Below are 18,721 nucleotides of genomic sequence, written 5' to 3' on the forward strand. Positions count from 1 at the left end.
CTTATTGTTGGCCTACAGAGCTGACAATCTTGATCTGTCTTTCATCTGGTATCTCTTGATAAGACATCACTCGCAATCCTGGAATGGTGTATTTAACAAATCGAGATAACACAGTGCGTAACATTCCTGACGTTAGCAATATTGAAGGTTCACCGGCCATTTCTTGATTTTGATGCGCTTCATTCAATGATGTTTGAAGTCTATCAGCAAGTCCTGGTTCTATTCCGGCACCTTCATCACCTGCATTTTGAAGTGACTGATGCAACATCTGTTCCAACTCAGGCGCCAAGGTTATGACAGGGATTTCAGAAGACATACCAACAGCATCTTGAACGATTAATCTACGCAACGATATTCTCACTGCAGCCGTTAATACATCAGGGTCTTGGCTACGAGGGCCATACTCAACAAGGGTTTGAACAATTGAGCGCATATCTCGTATTGCTACCCCTTCATTTAATAAGTTTTGTAGTACTTTAACGATGGTGGTTAGCGGTAATACCTCAGGTACTAGCCCTTCAACTAAGCGAGGGTGACTTTTACCTAACATATCTAATAAGTTTTGTACTTCTTCGTGGCCAAGCAATAATGCGGCGCTATTGGTGAGTAACTGGCTAATATGAGTGGCCACAACGGTTGCTGAATCAACTACGGTATAACCTAAAGATTGCGCTTCATCTTTTTGATCGGGTTTTATCCATACCGCATCTAAACCAAATGCAGGGTCTGTAGTTTCAATGCCTTTTAGCGGGCCAAACACTTGGCCTGGGTTAATTGCTAATTCATCGCCGTGTTTAAGCTCTCCCTCACCACTTGATACACCCATCATAGTGATGCGATACGCATTTGGATCAAGTTCAAGGTTGTCGCGAATATGTACAGGCGGTACTAAAAAGCCCAGCTCTTGAGATAGTTTTTTACGCACCCCTTTAATGCGGTTTAACAGCTCACCACCTTGTGATTGGTCAACCAAAGGAATTAATCGATAACCTACTTCTAAGCCAATAACATCAACTTGCTGTACATCATCCCAACCCAGTTCTTTTTGTTCTTGTTTAGCCGCAATCCCGGTACCTGAGGCTGCATTTTCAGCTTCTTCGGCCTCAGCAGCCGCCAATTTAAGTTTGTTTTGCTGGGTGTAGTATGCAAGGTAACCTAAAAGCGCCCCTAAGCTTAAAAATGCAATATGCGGCATACCTGGGACTAAACCCATAGTAATGAGGATACCAGAGGCAATAAATAATGATTTTTCGTTTCCTAGCTGCTGCTTAAACTGATCGCCCATATTGTGCGACTCATTTTGACGCGTTACAACAATCGCAGTACCAATTGAAAGTAGTAATGAAGGTAATTGCGCGACTAAGCCATCACCAATGGTCAATAGTGTGTACACTTCCATAGCGCGTGAAAAGCTCAAGTCATGCTGGATCATGCCAACAAATAAACCACCTACAATATTGATCACTAAAATGACGATACCCGCGATAGCATCGCCTTTTACAAATTTACTGGCACCATCCATAGAACCATAAAAGTCGGCTTCACGGGTTACTTCATCACGACGCTCTCTGGCTTGCTCTGCACTAATAAAGCCAGCATTCATATCTGCATCAATCGCCATTTGCTTACCCGGCATGGCATCAAGGGTAAAGCGTGCTGACACTTCAGAAATACGCCCTGCACCTTTGGTAATTACCACAAAGTTTATGATAATTAGAATCAGAAACACCACTAAACCCACGGCGTAGTTACCACCAATCACCACCGAGCCAAATGCTTCAATTACCTTACCAGCGGCATCACCACCATTATGACCCTCAAGAAGTACCACCCGAGTACTGGCTACGTTAAGTGCTAAACGCATGATCGTAGCGATTAACAACACCGCTGGAAACATGCCAAACTCAAGCGGCTTCATGGTATATACGGTGACCAGTAATACAACTAATGCGAGCGCGATATTAAACGAAAATAATATATCAAGCAGAAATGGAGGCAGTGGTAATATAACCATGCCAAGCGCAGCTAAGACTAAAAGCGGTGTACCAACGCCTTTTGCATATTCTTTTTTATCTTTATTAAGTTGTTGTAATACCGCTTTAAATTCCATAACTCTACAATTTCAAAAAATTGACACTACGCTGAAATTGCAATAACTATTCCAAGTTAGTTGGTTAGCGGTTAATACTTAAATTCATCAGGGATTGGCAGCTTTTTATTAAGCGCGACAGGGCGTTTTCCACGGCCTTTTTTAAACCGTTTAAGCTGAAATACATAGGCAAGCACTTGAGCAACTGCAGTAAAGAGCTGATCGGGAATTTGATCCCCTACTTCAGCGGTATGATAAAGCGCTCGCGTTAAGGTAGGCGACTCAACAATGGGCACTTCATTACCCAAAGCAATTTTACGAATTTGCATAGCGAGTTCGTCAACGCCTTTTGCTAGTACAATAGGCGCTCCAGCTCGCTCTGTGTCGTATTTTAAAGCCACTGAGTAATGAGTAGGGTTGGTAACAATAACATCGGCATCAGGAACATCCTGCATCATTCTCTTTTGCGACATTTGACGTTGGGTTTGCCTGATACGCGCTTTGATTTGCGGATCACCCTCAGAGTTTTTATATTCATCTTTTACTTCTTGCATCGTCATTTTAAGCTGTTTGTTATGGCTATAACTTTGAAATGGCGCATCAATAGCTGCAATAATAATTAAGGTGCAAGATAACCCTAAAAACATCCAGGCTAATATTTCCAAAGCATGCACGATATTGCCCGGCGCACTTTCTATACTCAAATGTAATATTTCATCAAAATAAACATTAATTAAAAAGATAGCGAAGGTTGCCACTAGGCCAAACTTTAATAATGACTTAAGTAGCTCAATAGCCGCTTGCGGGCCAAACATCCGAGTAAAACCTTTCATTGGCGACATTTTACTGGCTTTGGGCGCTGCTGCCTGCCAGCTAAAATTAAAGCCGCCAAGCATGGTGTTACCAATAAACGCAGCCAGTACAATAATAAGTACAAACATCGACATAGGAAATAACAGTACGTCAGCAACCTCCCCCCACACCGCAAACATTTTTGTGGTGTCGTAAGTTTCATTGCGATTAAGACTAAGCATTCTGCCCATAATTCGATACAAGCCTTTACCAATTTCAGGGCCGTACATTAATAAAGAAATAGCAGAAAAAATGAGTACAAACATAGTACCTAGCTCTTTAGAGCGCGCTATTTGGCCTTTCTTTTTGGCATCATCAACTTTTTTGGGCGTGGGTTCTTCGGTTTTTTCTTGTCCTGAATCTTCAGCCATTACGCTCTCCTAAGGGGAACAACCAACTAGAGTACACATTAGCTCAACCATTTTTAGCCATTGGAACTCAAACTGAGTGATAAAGTTACCGAGGGTAGCCCAAATAATAACGAGCCCAGCCACTAAGGTAAACGGAAAGCCTATAGAGAAGATATTTAACTGTGGGGCAGCACGGGTCATGATGCCAAATGACATATTAATTACAAGCATGGCCGTTAATGGCGCTAACGAAAGCACTAGTGCAGTGGTAAACATCCAACCACCCCATGTCACTATGTCCCAATAATGATCAACCGCCCACCAATTACCATGAATTGGCAATACCTGAAAACTATGTACCACCATTTGAATCATCATTAAATGGCCATTAAATACAAAAAATAACAAGGTAGCTAAAATGAGGTAGAACTGCCCTACAGCAGGTACACTCATTCCATTTGAGGGGTCAACAACAGACGCAAAACCTAAACCAGTTTGCATAGCAAGGATTTGCCCGGCTAACACAAATGTATTGAGCAGTAGTGTGGATGCAAAACCAATCGCAACGCCAATCAGCATTTGTTGTAGCACCACTAAAACCATTTCAAAAGAAAATAAATTAGTAAATGTAGCTGGAGGTAGAACAGGCACAACTAAAAATGTGACTACAACAGCCAAGCCCATTTTAATTCGAGAAGGGACGTTTTTGGCGCCAATACCCGCCATTATCATGATCATTGAGCTAATACGCACCAAGGGCAGTAAAAAATCACTTAACCATTGAATAACAACGGAAAATGGGAACTCCATCGTTAACCTGCTATTTCGGGTATAAGAAGCACTAAGCGATTAAAAAAATCCATCAGCTCTTGAGTAAACCAATGTCCACCCACTATTAACGCACTAATAGTAATTAATAGACGTGGTAAAAAGCTCAGTGTTTGTTCATTAATTGAGGTTGCCGCCTGAAATACTGCCACTACTAAACCAATAATTAAACCAGGTACCACAATAGCAGACACCAGCTTAATCACTAAAAACAGGGCTCCACTTAAAATATCAACAAATACTTCAGGTTCCATGGGCGACTCCTAGAGTGATTGGTTCAAAGTAGAAAGCACCACTATGTGCCCAACCCAAAGCTTTTAGCGAGCGTACCCATCACCAAGCTCCAACCATCAACCAATACAAACAACATAATCTTAAACGGTAGCGATACAATCATGGGGGATAGCATCATCATACCCATGGCCATCAACACCGATGCAACCACCAAATCGACAATCAAAAAGGGGATGAAGAACATAAAACCGATAATAAAGGCTGTTTGTAGCTCACTGGTCACAAACGCCGGAATAAGCACTATCAATGGCGTTGCTTCGGGTGAATCAAGCTGATCGTACCCAGCTATTTTTGCAAAGGTTTCTAAGTCTTTTAATCGTACTTGAGAAAGCATAAAAGCTTTCATTGGCTCTTTAGCTAAATCGAGTGCTTCTAGTGATGTTACCTGTTCACTTAAGTACGGTTCGATTGCACGTTCGTTTATTTGCTCATAAATAGGCGCCATAATAAAAATACTTAAAAACAGCGACATTCCTAGTAATACTTGATTAGAAGGCGTTTGTTGTAAACCAATCGCTTGGCGCAAAATAGCTAAAACAACAATAATTCGAGTGAACGAGGTCATCATGATAATGGCTGCTGGAATAAAGCTCATAGCCGTCATGATCGCTAACACTTGTAGCGTCACTGAATAGTCTTGCGTGCCATCTGCATTACTTGTGATCGTAAGCGCGTCTATTCCTTCAGCACTGACTCCTGGTACGAATACCATAGCAAATATGAAAAGCAGCCATTTAGTCATGATATTAGTTCTTTTTATTTTGATTAAGTTGCGGATTCAACATTTTGCCAAAACGCTTAGCTAATTCTGGTAACTCTTTTTCTGTCAGGGGAGTTTCTAGCTTGTGTAAATAATTAATGCTATGTGGAGTTACACCTAATAGGTGCTGTGCATTATCTATCTCGACTACCATTAATCGCTCGCGTGAGCCTAAAGGAAGACTGCGGATCACTTTGAATTCATCGTTATTGGTTAAATTTGGATTAAGCTTTTTAACAAAAAAAGCCAACACTAAAATTAACACTACCACCACACCTAACGACATAACCATTGAAATAATGTCTGTGGTGGGTGTTGCAGCATCGGTAGCTGCAAACACTGAATTGCTTAAACCAAGTAATGCTATCATCGTAATTTTTTGATCCGTTCAACCTGACTAATTACATCCGTTAAGCGAATACCAAACTTATCGTTCACCACAACTACTTCACCATGTGCTATCAATGTACCGTTAACTAATACATCTAGCGGCTCACCAGCAACCCTATCAAGTTCAACAACTGAACCTTGGTTAAGTTGTAATAAGTTACGAATATTAATTTTAGAACGCCCTACTTCCATCGAAATAGTAACGGGAATATCTAAAATAGTGTCGAGTTTACGTTTTTCTTCACCGCTGAGCTCATGCTTTGAATCATCCAGCTCATCAAGCTCGGTTACTTTAACCTCTGCACTATCATCGTCAGTTCCCTCAGCCTCAGCAAGTGCTGCTGCCCATTCGTCCATCGTATCTTGATCATCGCTCATACTTTTAACCTTTTAATCAATTACCAGTCTAAGTCTACACCGTTTGAAAGGTGTAAATCATCTTCTAGTTCTGCTAATTCTGCATCTGAATCAATTTTTTTGCCGCCTTTAGTAAAGACATGCAGCTCAGATTTAACTGAATCAGGGCGTTTAATTTTTTCACTAATTTGTAGCGCAACGTTATCGCGTGAGCGACCCATTTTAGCTCTAAATGTTGGTAACTCTTCAACAAACACAGTAATATGCTCTGGCATTTCAACAGGAATGATATCCCCCGCCTTAAGCTCCATAATTTGTTTTAAGCTTAAATCAACTTCAAGTAGCTGAGTCGACAAATCGACTTCTACATCCATTATTTCGTCGCGAAGTGCCTTGCTCCAACGTAAATCGGTATCTTCAGTATCAGACTGAACACCTGCATCCAGTAGCTCTCGTATAGGTTCGAGCATTGAGTAAGGCAGCGCAATATGAAAGTCACCACCGCCGCCATCAAGCTCAATATGAAAAGAGCTAATAACCACCACTTCGGTTGGGCTAACAATGTTAGCCATGGCGGGATTCACCTCAGAATCGAGATACTCAAACGACACATCCATAACCGGCGCCCATGCTTCTTTGTAATCTTCAAAGATTATTTTTAGCAGCATTTGCACGATACGGCGCTCTGTTGGGGTAAATTCACGCCCTTCAATTTTGGCATGATAACGACCATCGCCACCAAAGAAATTATCTACCAGTATAAAGACTAATCGCGCCTCCATGGTAATTAGGCCAGTGCCTTTTAGTGGGCGAAAACGCACCATATTCAAACTGGTTGGTACAAATAAGGTGTGAATATACTCACCAAATTTGATCATTTGCACGCCGTTAATTGACACCTCAGCGGTGCGGCGCATCATGTTAAAAAGGCTAATTCGCATATGGCGCGCAAATCGCTCATTAACAATTTCAAGTGTCGGCATGCGACCACGCACGATGCGATCTTGCGAAGAGAAGTCATACTGTAACGTACTTCCCTCACCGTCTTCACCGTCGTGTATATCTTCCTCTTCGACCTCATCAACACCGTGTAATAGCGCATCAATTTCGTCTTGGGATAATAAATCGCTCACACTGACCCCTTATTGCATCACAAAGCCGGTAAACAGTACCCGCTCAATTACTTTACTTCCTTCCACATCCATCATTGCAGCTTGTACTTTATCTAGCGCAGTAAAGCGCAGTGTTTCTTTGCCTACACTGGTGCTAAGTTCATCTGCGGTAGTCATTGAAAATACACTCAATAGCGTACCTTCAATCAGTGGAATATGCTTTTTAGCAGTTTCTTCATTGCCATCTCCGCGCACCAGCAATTGCACTTTAATTTGTACAATTCTATCGCGACTCGCCCCTGGAACATTAAATATAAAAGGTCTTGGCATAGCAACATATAGCGCACTGCCGACCGTTGCCGAGGAGCTTGATGATTCTGCGGCTACTTCACCACTGGCGGCATCATCTGTTAAAGTTTCTACGGGCTCATCATCACCCGATAGTAAAAAGTAACCAGCTACACCGCCAACAATAACTAATACAGCGGCTATAATTATAATGAGTTTGCTTTTATTTTTACTGACTTCTTCTATTTCTAAATTAGTATCTTCAGCCATTGTATTTCCTTTATTCGCAAAGGTATTTGCTTGTTTTAACTATTATAATAGCAGGACTTAGGCATAGTAATCTATTGATGATGACGTTTGTTGTCCAGAACTATGTGTTTGCTTATCTGGTTGCTCACTATTTGTCTCATCTGAAGAGCTATTATTAGCCATTTGACCTTGTGGCTGACCTTCTTGTTGCTCGTTTTGTTCTGGAGATGAACCACCATAAGAAATGCTGCTTTCACCTAGTTCTAAACCCTGTTGCATTAATAATTCTCTAAGCCTAGGTAATGATTGCTCTAGCGCTTCTTTGGCTTGCTGATTTTGCACTACAAAGTTTATTTGTGCTTGCTCCGCATCACTTCGAATACGAATTTGCATACTGCCCATTTCAGGTGGATCTAAACGAATTTCAGCTTCTTTGTTATTAATGCTTAACATTGAAGTAACGCGCTCTTGTAGCATTTTTGCAGCATCACTTTTAATAATATTTAACGCCTGTAAGGTAGCAGGATCAATGCTCACCTGTTTAGCTTGTGCAGTGCTTTGCAACTGCCCGGCCTGTAAACTTTGTGCTTCAATAATAGCTTGCTCGTAGCCTAAAGTATCGTATTTAGCGATAGTATTAAGCGACGATTTATCAAATATATTAATGATTTGAGAAAAAATCTGTGCAGCACGCGGTGGCATTTGCTCTGCGTTAGTAGCGCGCATACTCTCTTTTTGTAGTACATCAAGCTGTTTAGCAAGCTCCTCTGGCGTTTCGGCTATCGATTTAGAGCTTTCTAATTTTAGCTCAGGTTTTACATTAGCCGACTCTGTACCTTGTTGTGTTTTAGGTGTAACACCTGCTATCAACGTATTATTAGCAAACAGCGGTTTATCTTTGGCACTAGACAAAGTGTCTGCGTTGATAGCTGTTTCTAAATCACTGATAACCCCTTTTAATAAAGTAAGTTCTTTAGTAGATAGAGGCTCACTTTTAATGTATGCCTGCATCTGATTAAGCAATGCCTGTTTTTCTGGGGTAGTTAACGTACTTATTTGTGTATTAATGGCTTGTTGAGGAGTTTGCGGTTTCTCGCTTTCGCTAACATACTTACTGAGTAATTGCTTTAAATCCGCTACATTGTCTTTATCAATAGGTTTGCTCATCGCATCAAGCTCAGTAGCAAGTTCATCTTGTTGTGAAGGCGTTAAATTTGCTAAGAGTTTATCTGCTTTAATTGTATCATCATCTTTTGATAACAGCGCTAAAACAGAGGCGTCTATCGATGCTTTAGTACTCGTAGGAACAGTCGGCTTGTCTGATGGTTTAGCAACCGCTTGCTCATTTTTAACAGTCTCAGATTCTCCGGCTATGGCAGCTGTCGCTATCGATTTAGCTCCAAGCTGTGAAGACTCAGCTGCAGTTTTGCTCGCTGACTCAGCACCTACAGCATTTTGTGCTTGTAAAATAGCTGCATCATCAACAATTTCATCACTTGGCAAATTAATAACAATAGGTGCAAGCTTATCTTCAGGCTTGATGTTTATTTTGACACCGTCTTTATCTATTAACTCTGCGCCGCTATGAGAATTATTTTTTACTGAGGTGTCGATTACTTGTGCCGCATTAATTTGCGCCAACATGTCTTCACCGCTCAAAGGCTTTTCTTCGCTATCTTGCTCTTTTAGGTCGGGTTGTTCATCTGAAGGCTGTTTGTGTGGCGCTTTGACCTCTGAATCTTGTGTTTCAGAAGCTTGGTTCGCAAGAGCTAGTTGGTCGAAAAAACCAGCATCATTACTACTATCTAGTTTTGCTTTATCACTGTCTTTTTTAACTAAGTATGAGTCTTGCTCAGATACCGCCAACATTGAAATATCATTCATCGCCATAAATCACCTAATAAAAGCGGCAACAGCCCACCGCACAATCCTAAAAAACATTGCTCTAATAGAACATAAGCAATTAGTATGCCTACCTTATAGTGCTTTATTCCTTTGATAAAATTGATTAGAAGAAAACTCATCTAACATTTTTTGTTCATTCTTAGCCACCAGCATATCCGCTTTTAACTGTTGCTTTTCAATTAGCTTAGCAACCGCTTTCGCTTTAACTTGTTGTTTTAACCATAACGTTTTACGCTGGCTCACGACTTGTTTTGCAGTATTAACGGTACTCGCTTGTTGGCGAGTCGCCTCTTCAATCTTAGCTATGAATGCGTGATACTGGCTAAACCCGGCACTTGATAAGCCCGATTGCCCTTTAATATGAAGTTGCTGCGTATATTCAAGTCGAAAGTCATTTAAGCCTTGAAGCTTTTGCTGATTTAGCTGCAAGTTTTGATTTGCTTGCAAGTAGCTCATGCGTAATGTTTCTTCTTTTTCATTTTCAAGCTTAAGCAGCAAATGTAGTTTATTTTTTGCCATTATGCTTGTCCTAATAATTGTGCGAGCCCTTGTAGGCCATCATCATAACTAATCACGTCACGCATGCCTTGCTGTAAAAATGCGTTCACTCTTGGCATCATGTTTATTGCCTGATCAAGCATTTGGTCACTGCCTTTTTGATAAGCACCCAAGGTGATCATATCTTTATTCTGTTGATACATAGAATAGACTTGTTTAAGTACCCGAGCTTGCTGCATATGTGGCTCTGAAACCACTTGTGGCATCACTCGAGAAATAGACTTTTCTATATCAATAGCAGGGTAATGACCGCTGTCGGCTAAATCACGCGATAAAACAATATGCCCATCAAGTATGGCACGTGCGGCATCGGCTATCGGGTCTTGCATGTCATCACCTTCACTCAGTACAGTAAAAAAGGCAGTAATAGAGCCTTGCCCTTCTCCGCCATTACCAGCACGTTCCACTAATGCTGGTAATTTAGCAAATACTGAAGGCGGATAACCTTTGGTAGCAGGAGGCTCACCCACAGCAAGTGCTATTTCACGCTGTGCCATGGCATAACGCGTTACCGAATCAAGCAGTAACAATACGTTTAGCCCTTGATCTCGAAAGTATTCTGCAATGGTGACTGCACTCTCACAGCCTTTTAATCGCATTAATGGTGAAGCATCAGCAGGCGCTGCCACAACAACTGAGCGTTTACGTCCTTCAACACCCAGTATTTCTTCAATAAATTCTTTTACTTCTCGGCCACGCTCACCAACTAAACCCACTACAATTACATCGGCTTCACTGCCTCGAGTCATCATGCCCAATAGTACTGATTTACCCACACCGGAGCCTGCAAATAAGCCCATACGCTGACCTTGGCCTACGGTAATTACTGAGTTAATAGCGCGTACTCCCACATCCATAGGTTTACTAATGGGGCGTCTTGCCAGTGGATTTATTGCGTTTTGAGCGAATTTAAGAGTGTGTTCTGCGTTTATTTTACCCAGCCCATCTAAAGGTCGCCCTAAACCGTCGACAACTCGGCCAAGTAAACTCATACCAACAGGTAAACCAGTGTCGTTAACTTGAGGAATAACTCGGGCACCAGGAAGTACACCTGAGATATGATCATTGGGCATTAAATATAAGGTTTGATCATTAAAACCAACAATCTCGGCATCAACAAAGCCGCTCATGGTTTCAATTTTACATTGGCTGCCTACTGGAGCTCGCAGGCCTTTTGCTTCAAGTGTTAAACCAACCACACGGGTTAAAACACCCGCAACCGCAGGGGCAGGGGTTTTAATATGTTGTTGGTATTGAGATAAGCGTTCGCTTAATGAAGTATCGCTCACAGACATTGCACGCCAATAAAAAGTTAGATACCACTATTATGCAAAAAACTATCCAATGTTTCTTTGACACGAGTTTTCAAGGTCATATCTAAAGACGATAGTGTTGTCTTAACTTCACAACCGCCACGCTCCAATGTAGGCTCTGGAATTAACTGCCAATGATTATCTTCAATAGCTTGCTCGCCATAACTGGTTTTTATAAGTGTTAGGTCTTCTGGGTGAAGATGAATTTTAACTTTCTGTTGCTCTGCATTCAATGCATCAATGCTTTTTTTCAAGGTATGTAAGATAATATCAGGCGAAGTTTTTATCTCTTGATAAATGATTGCTTCACTGAGCATAGTCGCTAACTGCACTAACTGCTTTTCTGCTTGCTCATCCACTTTTTTAAGTGGATCAGATAAACTATCTAACAAGCTGCGTAAGTGAGTTAACTGCTCATCCATCAAAGGTTTAACCTCTTCTTGACCTTGGGTTTTACCCAGCTCAACACCTTCTTTGTAACCAGCTTCTTTTCCCTCAGTTACGCCTTTATCAAAACCATCTATATAGCCTTGCTCGTGTCCTTGCTTAAGACCTTCCTCATACGCATCTTGGCGAATGCGCTCAAGCTCCACCATAGTAAGAGAAGGTAATTCTTGTTCTTCGGGCTCTTCATCTTGCTCTTTGGCCATTTCTTTATGGTATAGCTCTGCCAATGGCGTACCAAAAGCGGTCGAACGATTGCCAAAACTTCGCTCATCTGGCGCAACATCTGGAATTGGCCAATTTTTTAATAGCTCATCAGCTTCATCAGCGTGTAACGGGCGACCTTTTGAGTTACTCATAAATTATAAGAACTCCTCACCACCGCCACCACCAAGCATAATTTCACCTGAATCTGATAGACGACGAGCTGTTGACAGTATTTCTTTTTGTGCTGCTTCTACTTCACTAATGCGCACTGGTGCCATAGCTTCTAAGTCATCAGCAAGCATTTCTGCTGCACGTTTTGACATGTTACCCAAAATCTTCTCTTTAAGCGCTTCATCAGTGCCTTTAATCGCCTTCATCAGTACATCTTGAGGCACTTCACGTAAAATTGCTTGAATACCTCGATCCTCTACATCCATTAAGTTTTCGAAGACAAACATTAAGTCTTGAATTTGTTGCGACATTTCTTCGTCATGCTCACGGATAGAATCCATTAACTGCCCTTCAACATTGGTATCGAGGTAGTTCATAATATCTGCAGCCGCTTTTAAGCCACCCATCTTCGCAGCTTGTGCGCCCGCTTGACCAGCGAATTGTTTTTCCATAATTTCGTTTAATTCTTGTAAAGCCGCGGGTTGAACTTCTTCTAAATTGGCAATACGCATGGTTAAATCTAAGCGCACTTTTTCAGGAAATTGCGCTAAAATCTCAGCAGATTGTTCCGGCTCTAAATAAGAAAGCACAATTGTTTGAATTTGCGGATGCTCATTACGAATAATATTCGCTACCTGCTTTGAGTCCATCCATTTTAATGAATCAAGCCCTTTGGCGCCTGATCCCATAACAATTTGGTCTATTAAGCTGGCAGCTTTATCTTCACCTAATGCAGCCGTAAGTGCTTTTTTGATAAAATCTTCAGACTGAAAACCTATCGTACTAAAGCTTTGAATTTGTTCGATAAACAAGTTGTGCACTGCACTAATTTTAGCTTGCGACAAATCATCGATTGCCGCCATGGCCATACCTACCTTTTGCACTTGCTTTGGCTCTAAGTGCTTTAGGATTTGCGCTGCATCTTCTTCAGATAAACTTAGCAATAATATCGCCGCTTTATCTACACCATCGAGCTTATCAACATCAAACGCCGGTGGTAGTTGTTTTTGTTCTTGATCAGTCATCTTCTGTTAACCACGCTTTCACTACTTGTGATGATAGTTCTGGTTCGTTGGCTACAAGGGCACGAACCGCTTTCAATAAGTCTTCGTCGCCATGTAGGTCTGGTAACTGTAGTGTACCATCGCTTGAGAAGCCAACTGAAGCAGAATCAAAGTCATTATTAAGCATATCTAATGTGCTGTCACCAAGGTCAACACCTGAACTAAGAGAGTCTTCATCATATTCTTCAAGTGTATTATCTGGGTAAATTAAGCGCTTAAGCATAGGCTTAACTACAGCTAAAATCAGTACAATAATAACCAGCGCACCTAATACTAAGCGCATCATTTTCATAAACCAGTCTTGTTCCCATAAAGGCAATTCGAAATCAAGCGCTGAGTCTTCACGAACAAATGGCACGGTCACTACTTCAAGTGCATCACCACGTTGCATATCAAAGCCTACGCCACCTTGTAACAAGCGACGAATATTTGACAAAGCTTCTACCGAGCGTGGTGTCATGGTTGTTTCACCGTTTTCACCAACCGTGGGTAAGTAATCGACCGCTACAGACACACTTATTCTGCGGATCACACCCGTTTGCTGACGTTTATGAGAAATAGTGGTATCAAGTTCATAGTTACGGGTAGCTTCTTTGTGAGTACGACTTGGTGAGGTTGCAGTGCCTGCACCGCCAGCCATTGCATCTTCAGGTATAGTTGAGTTAACCGGAGGCTGATTAGTAAGTGCACCAGGAATACCTACCGCTAAACCACCGATATTATTTTCTTCGAAAGTGGTTTCACTTCTTACTGCCGGTAAATCTGGGTTGTAACGTTTTTGTGTTTCTTCTACTGCACTAAAGTCCATGCTTAAATCTACTTGGGCGGTGTAATTACCTAAGCCAACGACGGGAATTAAAATGCTGTCAATTTTTTCTAGGTATTCTTGCTCACGTTTACGCTCTAGGTCGTATTCTTTACGAGAGCGTGCAGCCAAAGAGGTTTGCGAACCTGAATTTAATAAGCGACCGTTTTGATCGGTCACCGTTACGCGAGAAGGCTCTAGCCCTTGCACCGCTGAAGCAATCATATCAACTACTGAGTCAACTTCTTCGCTATCTAGTGAGCGACCACGCTTAAGCGTTAGTACTACTGTTGCTGAGGGTTTTTTCTCTCGACGAGCAAATACATTTTCTTTTGGAATAGCTAATAGTACTTTGGCGCGAGTAACGTTGTTTAGCTCTTCAATAGTACGGGCAAGCTGTTGCTCGCGACCATGTTTAAGGCGCTCACGTTCTAAACGTTGGCTTACTCCAAACCCCATGTCTTGCATAATAATATCGCTACCTGATGTAGGCCCTTGATCTAAGCCTTCACGGGTCATCAGTAACTTAATATTTTGATACTCAGTTTCATCAACCGACACCACATTACCATCAAGTTCATAGTCAATTTTTTGCGCATCTAAAAAGTCGAGTGTTTCAATTAACTCTTGAGTTTGCATTTTACCTAATGGGCGCATATCTGGCTGACGAGCCCAGATAATCACGAAGATAGCAATAGCCAAACAAATGGCCAATGCAACAATCAGGGTAATTTGACGTAAAACATCAACACCACCTAGGGCGCTGAAATAGCCTGATTTTTGCTCTTGTTGATCTTCAGTTTCACTTTGCTCCATCATGCCATCAGCAAGTGCCAGATCTGTAGATTGATTAGATTGCGCCACAATAATTCTCCACTACCTAGTTAAACAGGCATGTTCATAATTTCTTTGTAAGATTCAACAAGCTTATTACGAACCTGTACCGTAGCTTCAAATGCCACAGAAGACTTTTGCGAAGCAATCATCGCCTCAGCAAGCGATACGCTTCTATCGCCCATCTCAACTGCTTTTCTTTTTTGTCCTGTGTCTTGCTGAAGCTCATGCACTGTATTAAGTGCATTACTCAACATATCACCAAACTGTGCTGTAGACGTTGATTGCACTTGCGTTGGCAAGTTATTAACTTGGTTACTACGCGTGGCTTCTGAAGCCATAGATTGCATTTCTTGAAATAAAGCACTGTTTTGAATTTTCATAATTGTCTCTGATAATGCAGTAAACTCTTAAATAGAATAAAGCACAAAACATGCCAAAAATAAAATTCAATTAAAACAATATGTTGAACTATAAAATTACGTAGTCAGAGTTTTGACAGCCCTAAAATGTGTTACTTAGTTTTAGGGCTGTTGAGGTTATGCAGGGAGGGAAATACCTAAATCGCGCATTTGCGCTAATTTGTAACGCAAAGTACGTGGACTTATACCTAAGGTTTCGGCTACTTCTTTACGCTTCCCTTGGCAACGCGCCAAGGTTTCTAAAATTATGCGATGTTCTTTATCTTTAAGTTCATCTTTATAACTCCCCGTGTCTAGGGCTAGCAAATCATTTTTTTGCTCATCTTCGGGCATTGTTTTTTCATCATAATAAGCGTTACTGAGATTACTTTTTATAGGCTCCGGCACTGTTGTTGTTTCAACCACAAACTGAGTTGGGGTTAAATTTTCGATAAAAATTGCATGCTCATCAATAGTACTGCCACTGCGTAAAATTAAAGCACGTTGAATAACGTTATCCAGCTCTCGAACGTTACCCGGCCAGCTATGGCTAAGTAGTTTTTGTTCAGCGCTTGTATCTAGATACGCCATTGGCTCTTTGCTTTTACTTAAGTGACGTTCAATTAAATGCTTAGCCAGTACAATAATGTCGCCAGGACGCTCACACAGAGGTCGCCACAGTAAAGGGAAAACATTGAGTCGATAATATAAATCTTCGCGGAACTGATTTTCAGCAACGGCCTCTTTTAATTCGCGGTTACTGGTTGCAAGCACACGTACATCTAGCGAAATAGTTTTCCGACCGCCTAAACGCTCAACTTCGCGTTCTTGTAATACCCGCAGTAGTTTAGCTTGTAAGCCTAAATCCATTTCGGTGATTTCATCAAGTAAGATAGTCCCACCCTGTGCTTGTTCAAACTTACCCGGGCAGGCCTGAATCGCACCAGTAAACGCGCCTTTTTCGTAGCCAAACAAAGTAGCTTCAAGCATGTTTTCAGGAATAGCAGCACAGTTAATTGCTACAAATGGTTCATTGCAGCGTTTTGACTTGTCATGAATATACCGTGCCAGCACTTCTTTACCTGAGCCACTTGGCCCAAGTACCATTACGCTGGCATCTGAACGAGCAACTTTACCTGCAAGTTCAAGTAGTTGAATACTACTAGGGTCGGCAACAATAGGACCGTCTGTTTCTTTTTCCTTTTCAGGTAAGTAACGGCTCACCATGTTCAATAGCACTTCTGGGGCAAATGGCTTAGCCATATAATCAATCGCGCCTAGGCGCATGGCCTCAACTGCATCATCAATAGTGGCATAGGCCGTCATCATAAGTACGGGTAAATCAGGGTGATTTAATTTAATACTGCGTAATAAATCCAAGCCACTCATTTCGCCCATTTGTACATCACTGACCACCAGTGAAAATACATCTTTTTTTAATAACAACATGGCTTGCTCTGCACTGCTGGCTGCCGTGCAAGCGATGCCCGACATTTCTAGAGTATCAATTAATGCTTCACGAAGTCCGGCGTCGTCTTCTACAACTAAAATAGTGTTACTCATGTGACTCCCCTAATTTAGATGTGACACTAATAGGCAGCAACATACTAAAAATTGCTCCCCCGTGTGGGTTGTTGTTTGCCTCAACCCTTCCCTGATGCGCACTGGCTACCGAACTAACAACGGCAAGCCCTAAGCCTGTACCTTGGCTTTTAGTGGTATAAAAAGGTTCAAATATTTTCTCGCTCTGAACTAAGTCAATGCCTGGACCATTGTCACTAACGCTAATGCGCACAAAGTCAGAGTCTTGTTTGTCACGCTGGGCGCTAAGGTAAACCTGCGCGCCACTGCCAATAACTTGAATACTGTTGTGAATTAGGTTTTGAATAGCGCTGGCTAATGCGGTTTTATTACCCATAATTTCTATATCGGGTTCAGGTAAGCTCACATTTAATTCGCTATCATTGAGCGCTACCATGGCATCAGCACCGGCTTTTACTTCACTGAGTAACTGTTGCATCGACACTTGCTCAACTACCTGTTGATCACCACTTTTAGCAAATAGCAGCATGTCGTTTACTTGGGTTTCTAAATCTTTCAAGCGAGACATTAATTTTGTGTGAAAACTGCCGCGTGATGCTTCCGGTAAGCGCTTTGAGCCTAAGTTGGCAGCATACAACATAGCTGCTGATAACGGTGTGCGTACTTGATGGGCCAAAGATGCCACCATTTTACCTAACGCACTTAAACGCTGCATATGCGCGACTCGTTTTTGTAAGCGTCGGGTTTCAGTCAAATCGGTCATTAATATAAGTTGCCCAGGCTCTGGCGCAAGTGCGGTAATATCGAGTTTTATTAAGCGTCCATCTTTTAACGACACTTCATGACCATCATCTTGATGAGGACGAAATGAGCGCTGAATAACACTAAACCACTTCTCACCTTCTAGTGGTTCACCGAGCATATCGATAGCAATTTGATTCGCTTTAGCGATCATTCCTTTACCATCGAGTACAATCACGCCCGCAGGCATAGTATCAACTAAATGAGAAAGCCAACTTGCCTGTTGACGCAAATCACTCAACTCACCAACATACTCCTCTTGCAGTAAACATGGGTTATACTGATTAGCAGAAATAAACTGGGGTTTTAGCACACTTGCAAGGGCCATAATCAACTCTCTAAAATAATGTAGATACAGTGGCTAATGCACAATATGTACCAAAATTATTTACCAGTAAATTCAATAGATTAAACCATTAAAATACGTGTCGTAAAAATGACGCGCAAAGGAAAATGCATGAATAAAGAAACTCAGTGCCGTTGCCCATGGTTAGATACAACAAAACCTGACTATGTGGATTATCATGATCATGAATGGGGCGTCCCTGTGTATGACGATCAACTACTTTTTGAGTTTTTGACATTAGAATCGGCACAAGCAGGACTCAGCTGGTATACCATATTAAAAAAGCGTGAGAATTATAAAAACGCCTTCGCCAATTTTGACGTACGCAAAGTAGCGGCCTTTACTGAACACGACATAGAAAAATTAATGCAAAATGCGGGCATAGTTCGCAACCGCTTAAAAATTGTCGCAACAATTAATAACGCAAAATGCTTTATTACTATTCAAGAAGAGTTTGGCAGTTTTAGTGATTATCAGTGGCGGTTTGTTGGTAATAAACCTCAGGTAAACGATCTAGAAACACTGGCCGACTACCCTGCAGTTACTGAGGCATCGACGTTATTTGCGAAGGATTTAAAAAAGCGTGGCTTTAAATTTTTAGGCCCAACCACAGTGTATGCTTACATGCAGGCCTGTGGAATGGTTAACGATCATAGTAATGATTGTTTTAGGAAGGAAGAAGTTAAAAAATTAGGCTAAGGGCGGGTTTCGGGTTACGAGACGCGAGGTAAACCCGCTCTAAAAGTTAAGCGCAGTGTTTA

The 18,721-nt window shown here is 41.6% G+C and carries 19 protein-coding genes; 1 reads left to right on the forward strand and 18 read right to left on the reverse strand.

The features are described 5' to 3' along the window. Position 1: 1 nt before the first annotated feature. The 18 genes from flhA to ACNSN3_RS10630 all read right to left on the reverse strand — a co-directional run bounded on the left by flhA (position 2) and on the right by ACNSN3_RS10630 (position 17,942). Positions 2–2,110, reverse strand: coding sequence for a flagellar biosynthesis protein FlhA (flhA, locus tag ACNSN3_RS10545; protein ID WP_010387925.1), 2,109 nt, complete (start codon positions 2,108–2,110; stop codon positions 2–4). Between the two features lie 71 nt (positions 2,111–2,181). Beyond that, positions 2,182–3,312: a flagellar biosynthesis protein FlhB gene (flhB, locus tag ACNSN3_RS10550; RefSeq protein WP_010387924.1), complete on the reverse strand. Its 1,131-nt coding sequence runs from the start codon at positions 3,310–3,312 to the stop codon at positions 2,182–2,184. A gap of 9 nt (positions 3,313–3,321) precedes the next feature. Beyond that, positions 3,322–4,101: a flagellar biosynthetic protein FliR gene (fliR, locus tag ACNSN3_RS10555; RefSeq protein ID WP_418607291.1), complete on the reverse strand. Its 780-nt coding sequence runs from the start codon at positions 4,099–4,101 to the stop codon at positions 3,322–3,324. 2 nt (positions 4,102–4,103) lie between these two features. Beyond that, positions 4,104–4,373 carry a flagellar biosynthetic protein FliQ gene (locus ACNSN3_RS10560; RefSeq protein ID WP_010387922.1) on the reverse strand — a complete coding sequence of 90 codons (270 nt, stop codon included), beginning with the start codon at positions 4,371–4,373 and terminating at the stop codon, positions 4,104–4,106. Between the two features lie 41 nt (positions 4,374–4,414). Beyond that, positions 4,415–5,155 (reverse strand): flagellar type III secretion system pore protein FliP, encoded by a 741-nt coding sequence (fliP, locus tag ACNSN3_RS10565; protein WP_010387920.1) that lies wholly within the window; start codon positions 5,153–5,155, stop codon positions 4,415–4,417. A gap of 4 nt (positions 5,156–5,159) precedes the next feature. After that, the gene (gene fliO, locus ACNSN3_RS10570; RefSeq protein WP_010387917.1) at positions 5,160–5,543 is read right to left on the reverse strand and encodes a flagellar biosynthetic protein FliO; all 384 of its coding nucleotides are present in this window, start codon (positions 5,541–5,543) and stop codon (positions 5,160–5,162) included. Beyond that, positions 5,540–5,941, reverse strand: a complete 402-nt coding sequence (gene fliN / locus ACNSN3_RS10575; protein ID WP_010387913.1) for a flagellar motor switch protein FliN — start codon at positions 5,939–5,941, stop codon at positions 5,540–5,542. Before fliN ends, fliO begins: the two co-directional genes overlap by 4 nt. Before the next feature lie 20 nt (positions 5,942–5,961). Continuing rightward, positions 5,962–7,053, reverse strand: a complete 1,092-nt coding sequence (gene fliM, locus ACNSN3_RS10580) for a flagellar motor switch protein FliM (protein WP_010387912.1) — start codon at positions 7,051–7,053, stop codon at positions 5,962–5,964. Between the two features lie 9 nt (positions 7,054–7,062). Then, a complete protein-coding gene (gene fliL, locus ACNSN3_RS10585; RefSeq protein ID WP_010387911.1) occupies positions 7,063–7,590 on the reverse strand; it encodes a flagellar basal body-associated protein FliL in 528 nt (175 codons plus the stop codon). Positions 7,591–7,647: 57 nt separating this feature from the next. Beyond that, positions 7,648–9,459 (reverse strand): flagellar hook-length control protein FliK, encoded by a 1,812-nt coding sequence (locus ACNSN3_RS10590; protein WP_418607293.1) that lies wholly within the window; start codon positions 9,457–9,459, stop codon positions 7,648–7,650. Between the two features lie 87 nt (positions 9,460–9,546). Next, positions 9,547–9,993 carry a flagellar export protein FliJ gene (gene fliJ, locus ACNSN3_RS10595; protein ID WP_010387909.1) on the reverse strand — a complete coding sequence of 149 codons (447 nt, stop codon included), beginning with the start codon at positions 9,991–9,993 and terminating at the stop codon, positions 9,547–9,549. Continuing rightward, positions 9,993–11,327, reverse strand: coding sequence for a flagellar protein export ATPase FliI (fliI, locus tag ACNSN3_RS10600; protein WP_054201721.1), 1,335 nt, complete (start codon positions 11,325–11,327; stop codon positions 9,993–9,995). The genes fliJ and fliI overlap by 1 nt, the downstream gene beginning before the upstream one ends. 17 nt (positions 11,328–11,344) lie before the next feature. Then, positions 11,345–12,148, reverse strand: a complete 804-nt coding sequence (fliH, locus tag ACNSN3_RS10605) for a flagellar assembly protein FliH (protein WP_055013207.1) — start codon at positions 12,146–12,148, stop codon at positions 11,345–11,347. Positions 12,149–12,151: 3 nt separating this feature from the next. Further along, the gene (fliG, locus tag ACNSN3_RS10610) at positions 12,152–13,192 is read right to left on the reverse strand and encodes a flagellar motor switch protein FliG (RefSeq protein WP_010387902.1); all 1,041 of its coding nucleotides are present in this window, start codon (positions 13,190–13,192) and stop codon (positions 12,152–12,154) included. Next, on the reverse strand, positions 13,185–14,900 hold the full coding sequence (gene fliF / locus ACNSN3_RS10615; RefSeq protein ID WP_054201723.1) for a flagellar basal-body MS-ring/collar protein FliF: 1,716 nt from the start codon (positions 14,898–14,900) through the stop codon (positions 13,185–13,187). The genes fliG and fliF overlap by 8 nt, the downstream gene beginning before the upstream one ends. Positions 14,901–14,920: 20 nt before the next feature. Continuing rightward, entirely contained in the window at positions 14,921–15,253 is a 333-nt protein-coding gene (gene fliE, locus ACNSN3_RS10620; protein ID WP_010387900.1) for a flagellar hook-basal body complex protein FliE, read from the reverse strand. Positions 15,254–15,409: 156 nt separating this feature from the next. Beyond that, on the reverse strand, positions 15,410–16,834 hold the full coding sequence (locus ACNSN3_RS10625; RefSeq protein ID WP_054201724.1) for a sigma-54-dependent transcriptional regulator: 1,425 nt from the start codon (positions 16,832–16,834) through the stop codon (positions 15,410–15,412). Beyond that, positions 16,827–17,942 (reverse strand): sensor histidine kinase, encoded by a 1,116-nt coding sequence (locus ACNSN3_RS10630; RefSeq protein ID WP_075169684.1) that lies wholly within the window; start codon positions 17,940–17,942, stop codon positions 16,827–16,829. The genes ACNSN3_RS10625 and ACNSN3_RS10630 overlap by 8 nt, the downstream gene beginning before the upstream one ends. Positions 17,943–18,071: 129 nt before the next feature. On the opposite strand from ACNSN3_RS10630, the gene ACNSN3_RS10635 reads away from it, so the two are divergent. Beyond that, positions 18,072–18,659: a DNA-3-methyladenine glycosylase I gene (locus ACNSN3_RS10635; protein ID WP_109874275.1), complete on the forward strand. Its 588-nt coding sequence runs from the start codon at positions 18,072–18,074 to the stop codon at positions 18,657–18,659. Positions 18,660–18,721 lie beyond the last annotated feature (62 nt).

Source organism: Pseudoalteromonas sp. US3C1004 (assembly GCF_048401065.1).
Classification (GTDB): domain Bacteria; phylum Pseudomonadota; class Gammaproteobacteria; order Enterobacterales; family Alteromonadaceae; genus Pseudoalteromonas; species Pseudoalteromonas undina.

What these genes read in the sequence shown, in the direction of transcription:
- ACNSN3_RS10560 (WP_010387922.1), bottom strand. Translation starts at nt 4,373, where the DNA reads ATGGAACCTGAAGTATTTGTTGATATTTTAAGTGGAGCCCTGTTTTTA.
- fliP (WP_010387920.1), bottom strand. Translation starts at nt 5,155, where the DNA reads ATGACTAAATGGCTGCTTTTCATATTTGCTATGGTATTCGTACCAGGA.
- fliR (WP_418607291.1), bottom strand. Translation starts at nt 4,101, where the DNA reads ATGGAGTTCCCATTTTCCGTTGTTATTCAATGGTTAAGTGATTTTTTA.
- ACNSN3_RS10630 (WP_075169684.1), bottom strand. Translation starts at nt 17,942, where the DNA reads ATGGCCCTTGCAAGTGTGCTAAAACCCCAGTTTATTTCTGCTAATCAG.
- fliH (WP_055013207.1), bottom strand. Translation starts at nt 12,148, where the DNA reads ATGAGTAACTCAAAAGGTCGCCCGTTACACGCTGATGAAGCTGATGAG.
- fliO (WP_010387917.1), bottom strand. Translation starts at nt 5,543, where the DNA reads ATGATAGCATTACTTGGTTTAAGCAATTCAGTGTTTGCAGCTACCGAT.
- fliG (WP_010387902.1), bottom strand. Translation starts at nt 13,192, where the DNA reads ATGACTGATCAAGAACAAAAACAACTACCACCGGCGTTTGATGTTGAT.
- fliI (WP_054201721.1), bottom strand. Translation starts at nt 11,327, where the DNA reads ATGTCTGTGAGCGATACTTCATTAAGCGAACGCTTATCTCAATACCAA.
- ACNSN3_RS10590 (WP_418607293.1), bottom strand. Translation starts at nt 9,459, where the DNA reads ATGGCGATGAATGATATTTCAATGTTGGCGGTATCTGAGCAAGACTCA.
- flhA (WP_010387925.1), bottom strand. Translation starts at nt 2,110, where the DNA reads ATGGAATTTAAAGCGGTATTACAACAACTTAATAAAGATAAAAAAGAA.
- fliL (WP_010387911.1), bottom strand. Translation starts at nt 7,590, where the DNA reads ATGGCTGAAGATACTAATTTAGAAATAGAAGAAGTCAGTAAAAATAAA.
- fliJ (WP_010387909.1), bottom strand. Translation starts at nt 9,993, where the DNA reads ATGGCAAAAAATAAACTACATTTGCTGCTTAAGCTTGAAAATGAAAAA.
- ACNSN3_RS10635 (WP_109874275.1), top strand. Translation starts at nt 18,072, where the DNA reads ATGAATAAAGAAACTCAGTGCCGTTGCCCATGGTTAGATACAACAAAA.
- flhB (WP_010387924.1), bottom strand. Translation starts at nt 3,312, where the DNA reads ATGGCTGAAGATTCAGGACAAGAAAAAACCGAAGAACCCACGCCCAAA.
- fliE (WP_010387900.1), bottom strand. Translation starts at nt 15,253, where the DNA reads ATGAAAATTCAAAACAGTGCTTTATTTCAAGAAATGCAATCTATGGCT.
- fliN (WP_010387913.1), bottom strand. Translation starts at nt 5,941, where the DNA reads ATGAGCGATGATCAAGATACGATGGACGAATGGGCAGCAGCACTTGCT.
- ACNSN3_RS10625 (WP_054201724.1), bottom strand. Translation starts at nt 16,834, where the DNA reads ATGAGTAACACTATTTTAGTTGTAGAAGACGACGCCGGACTTCGTGAA.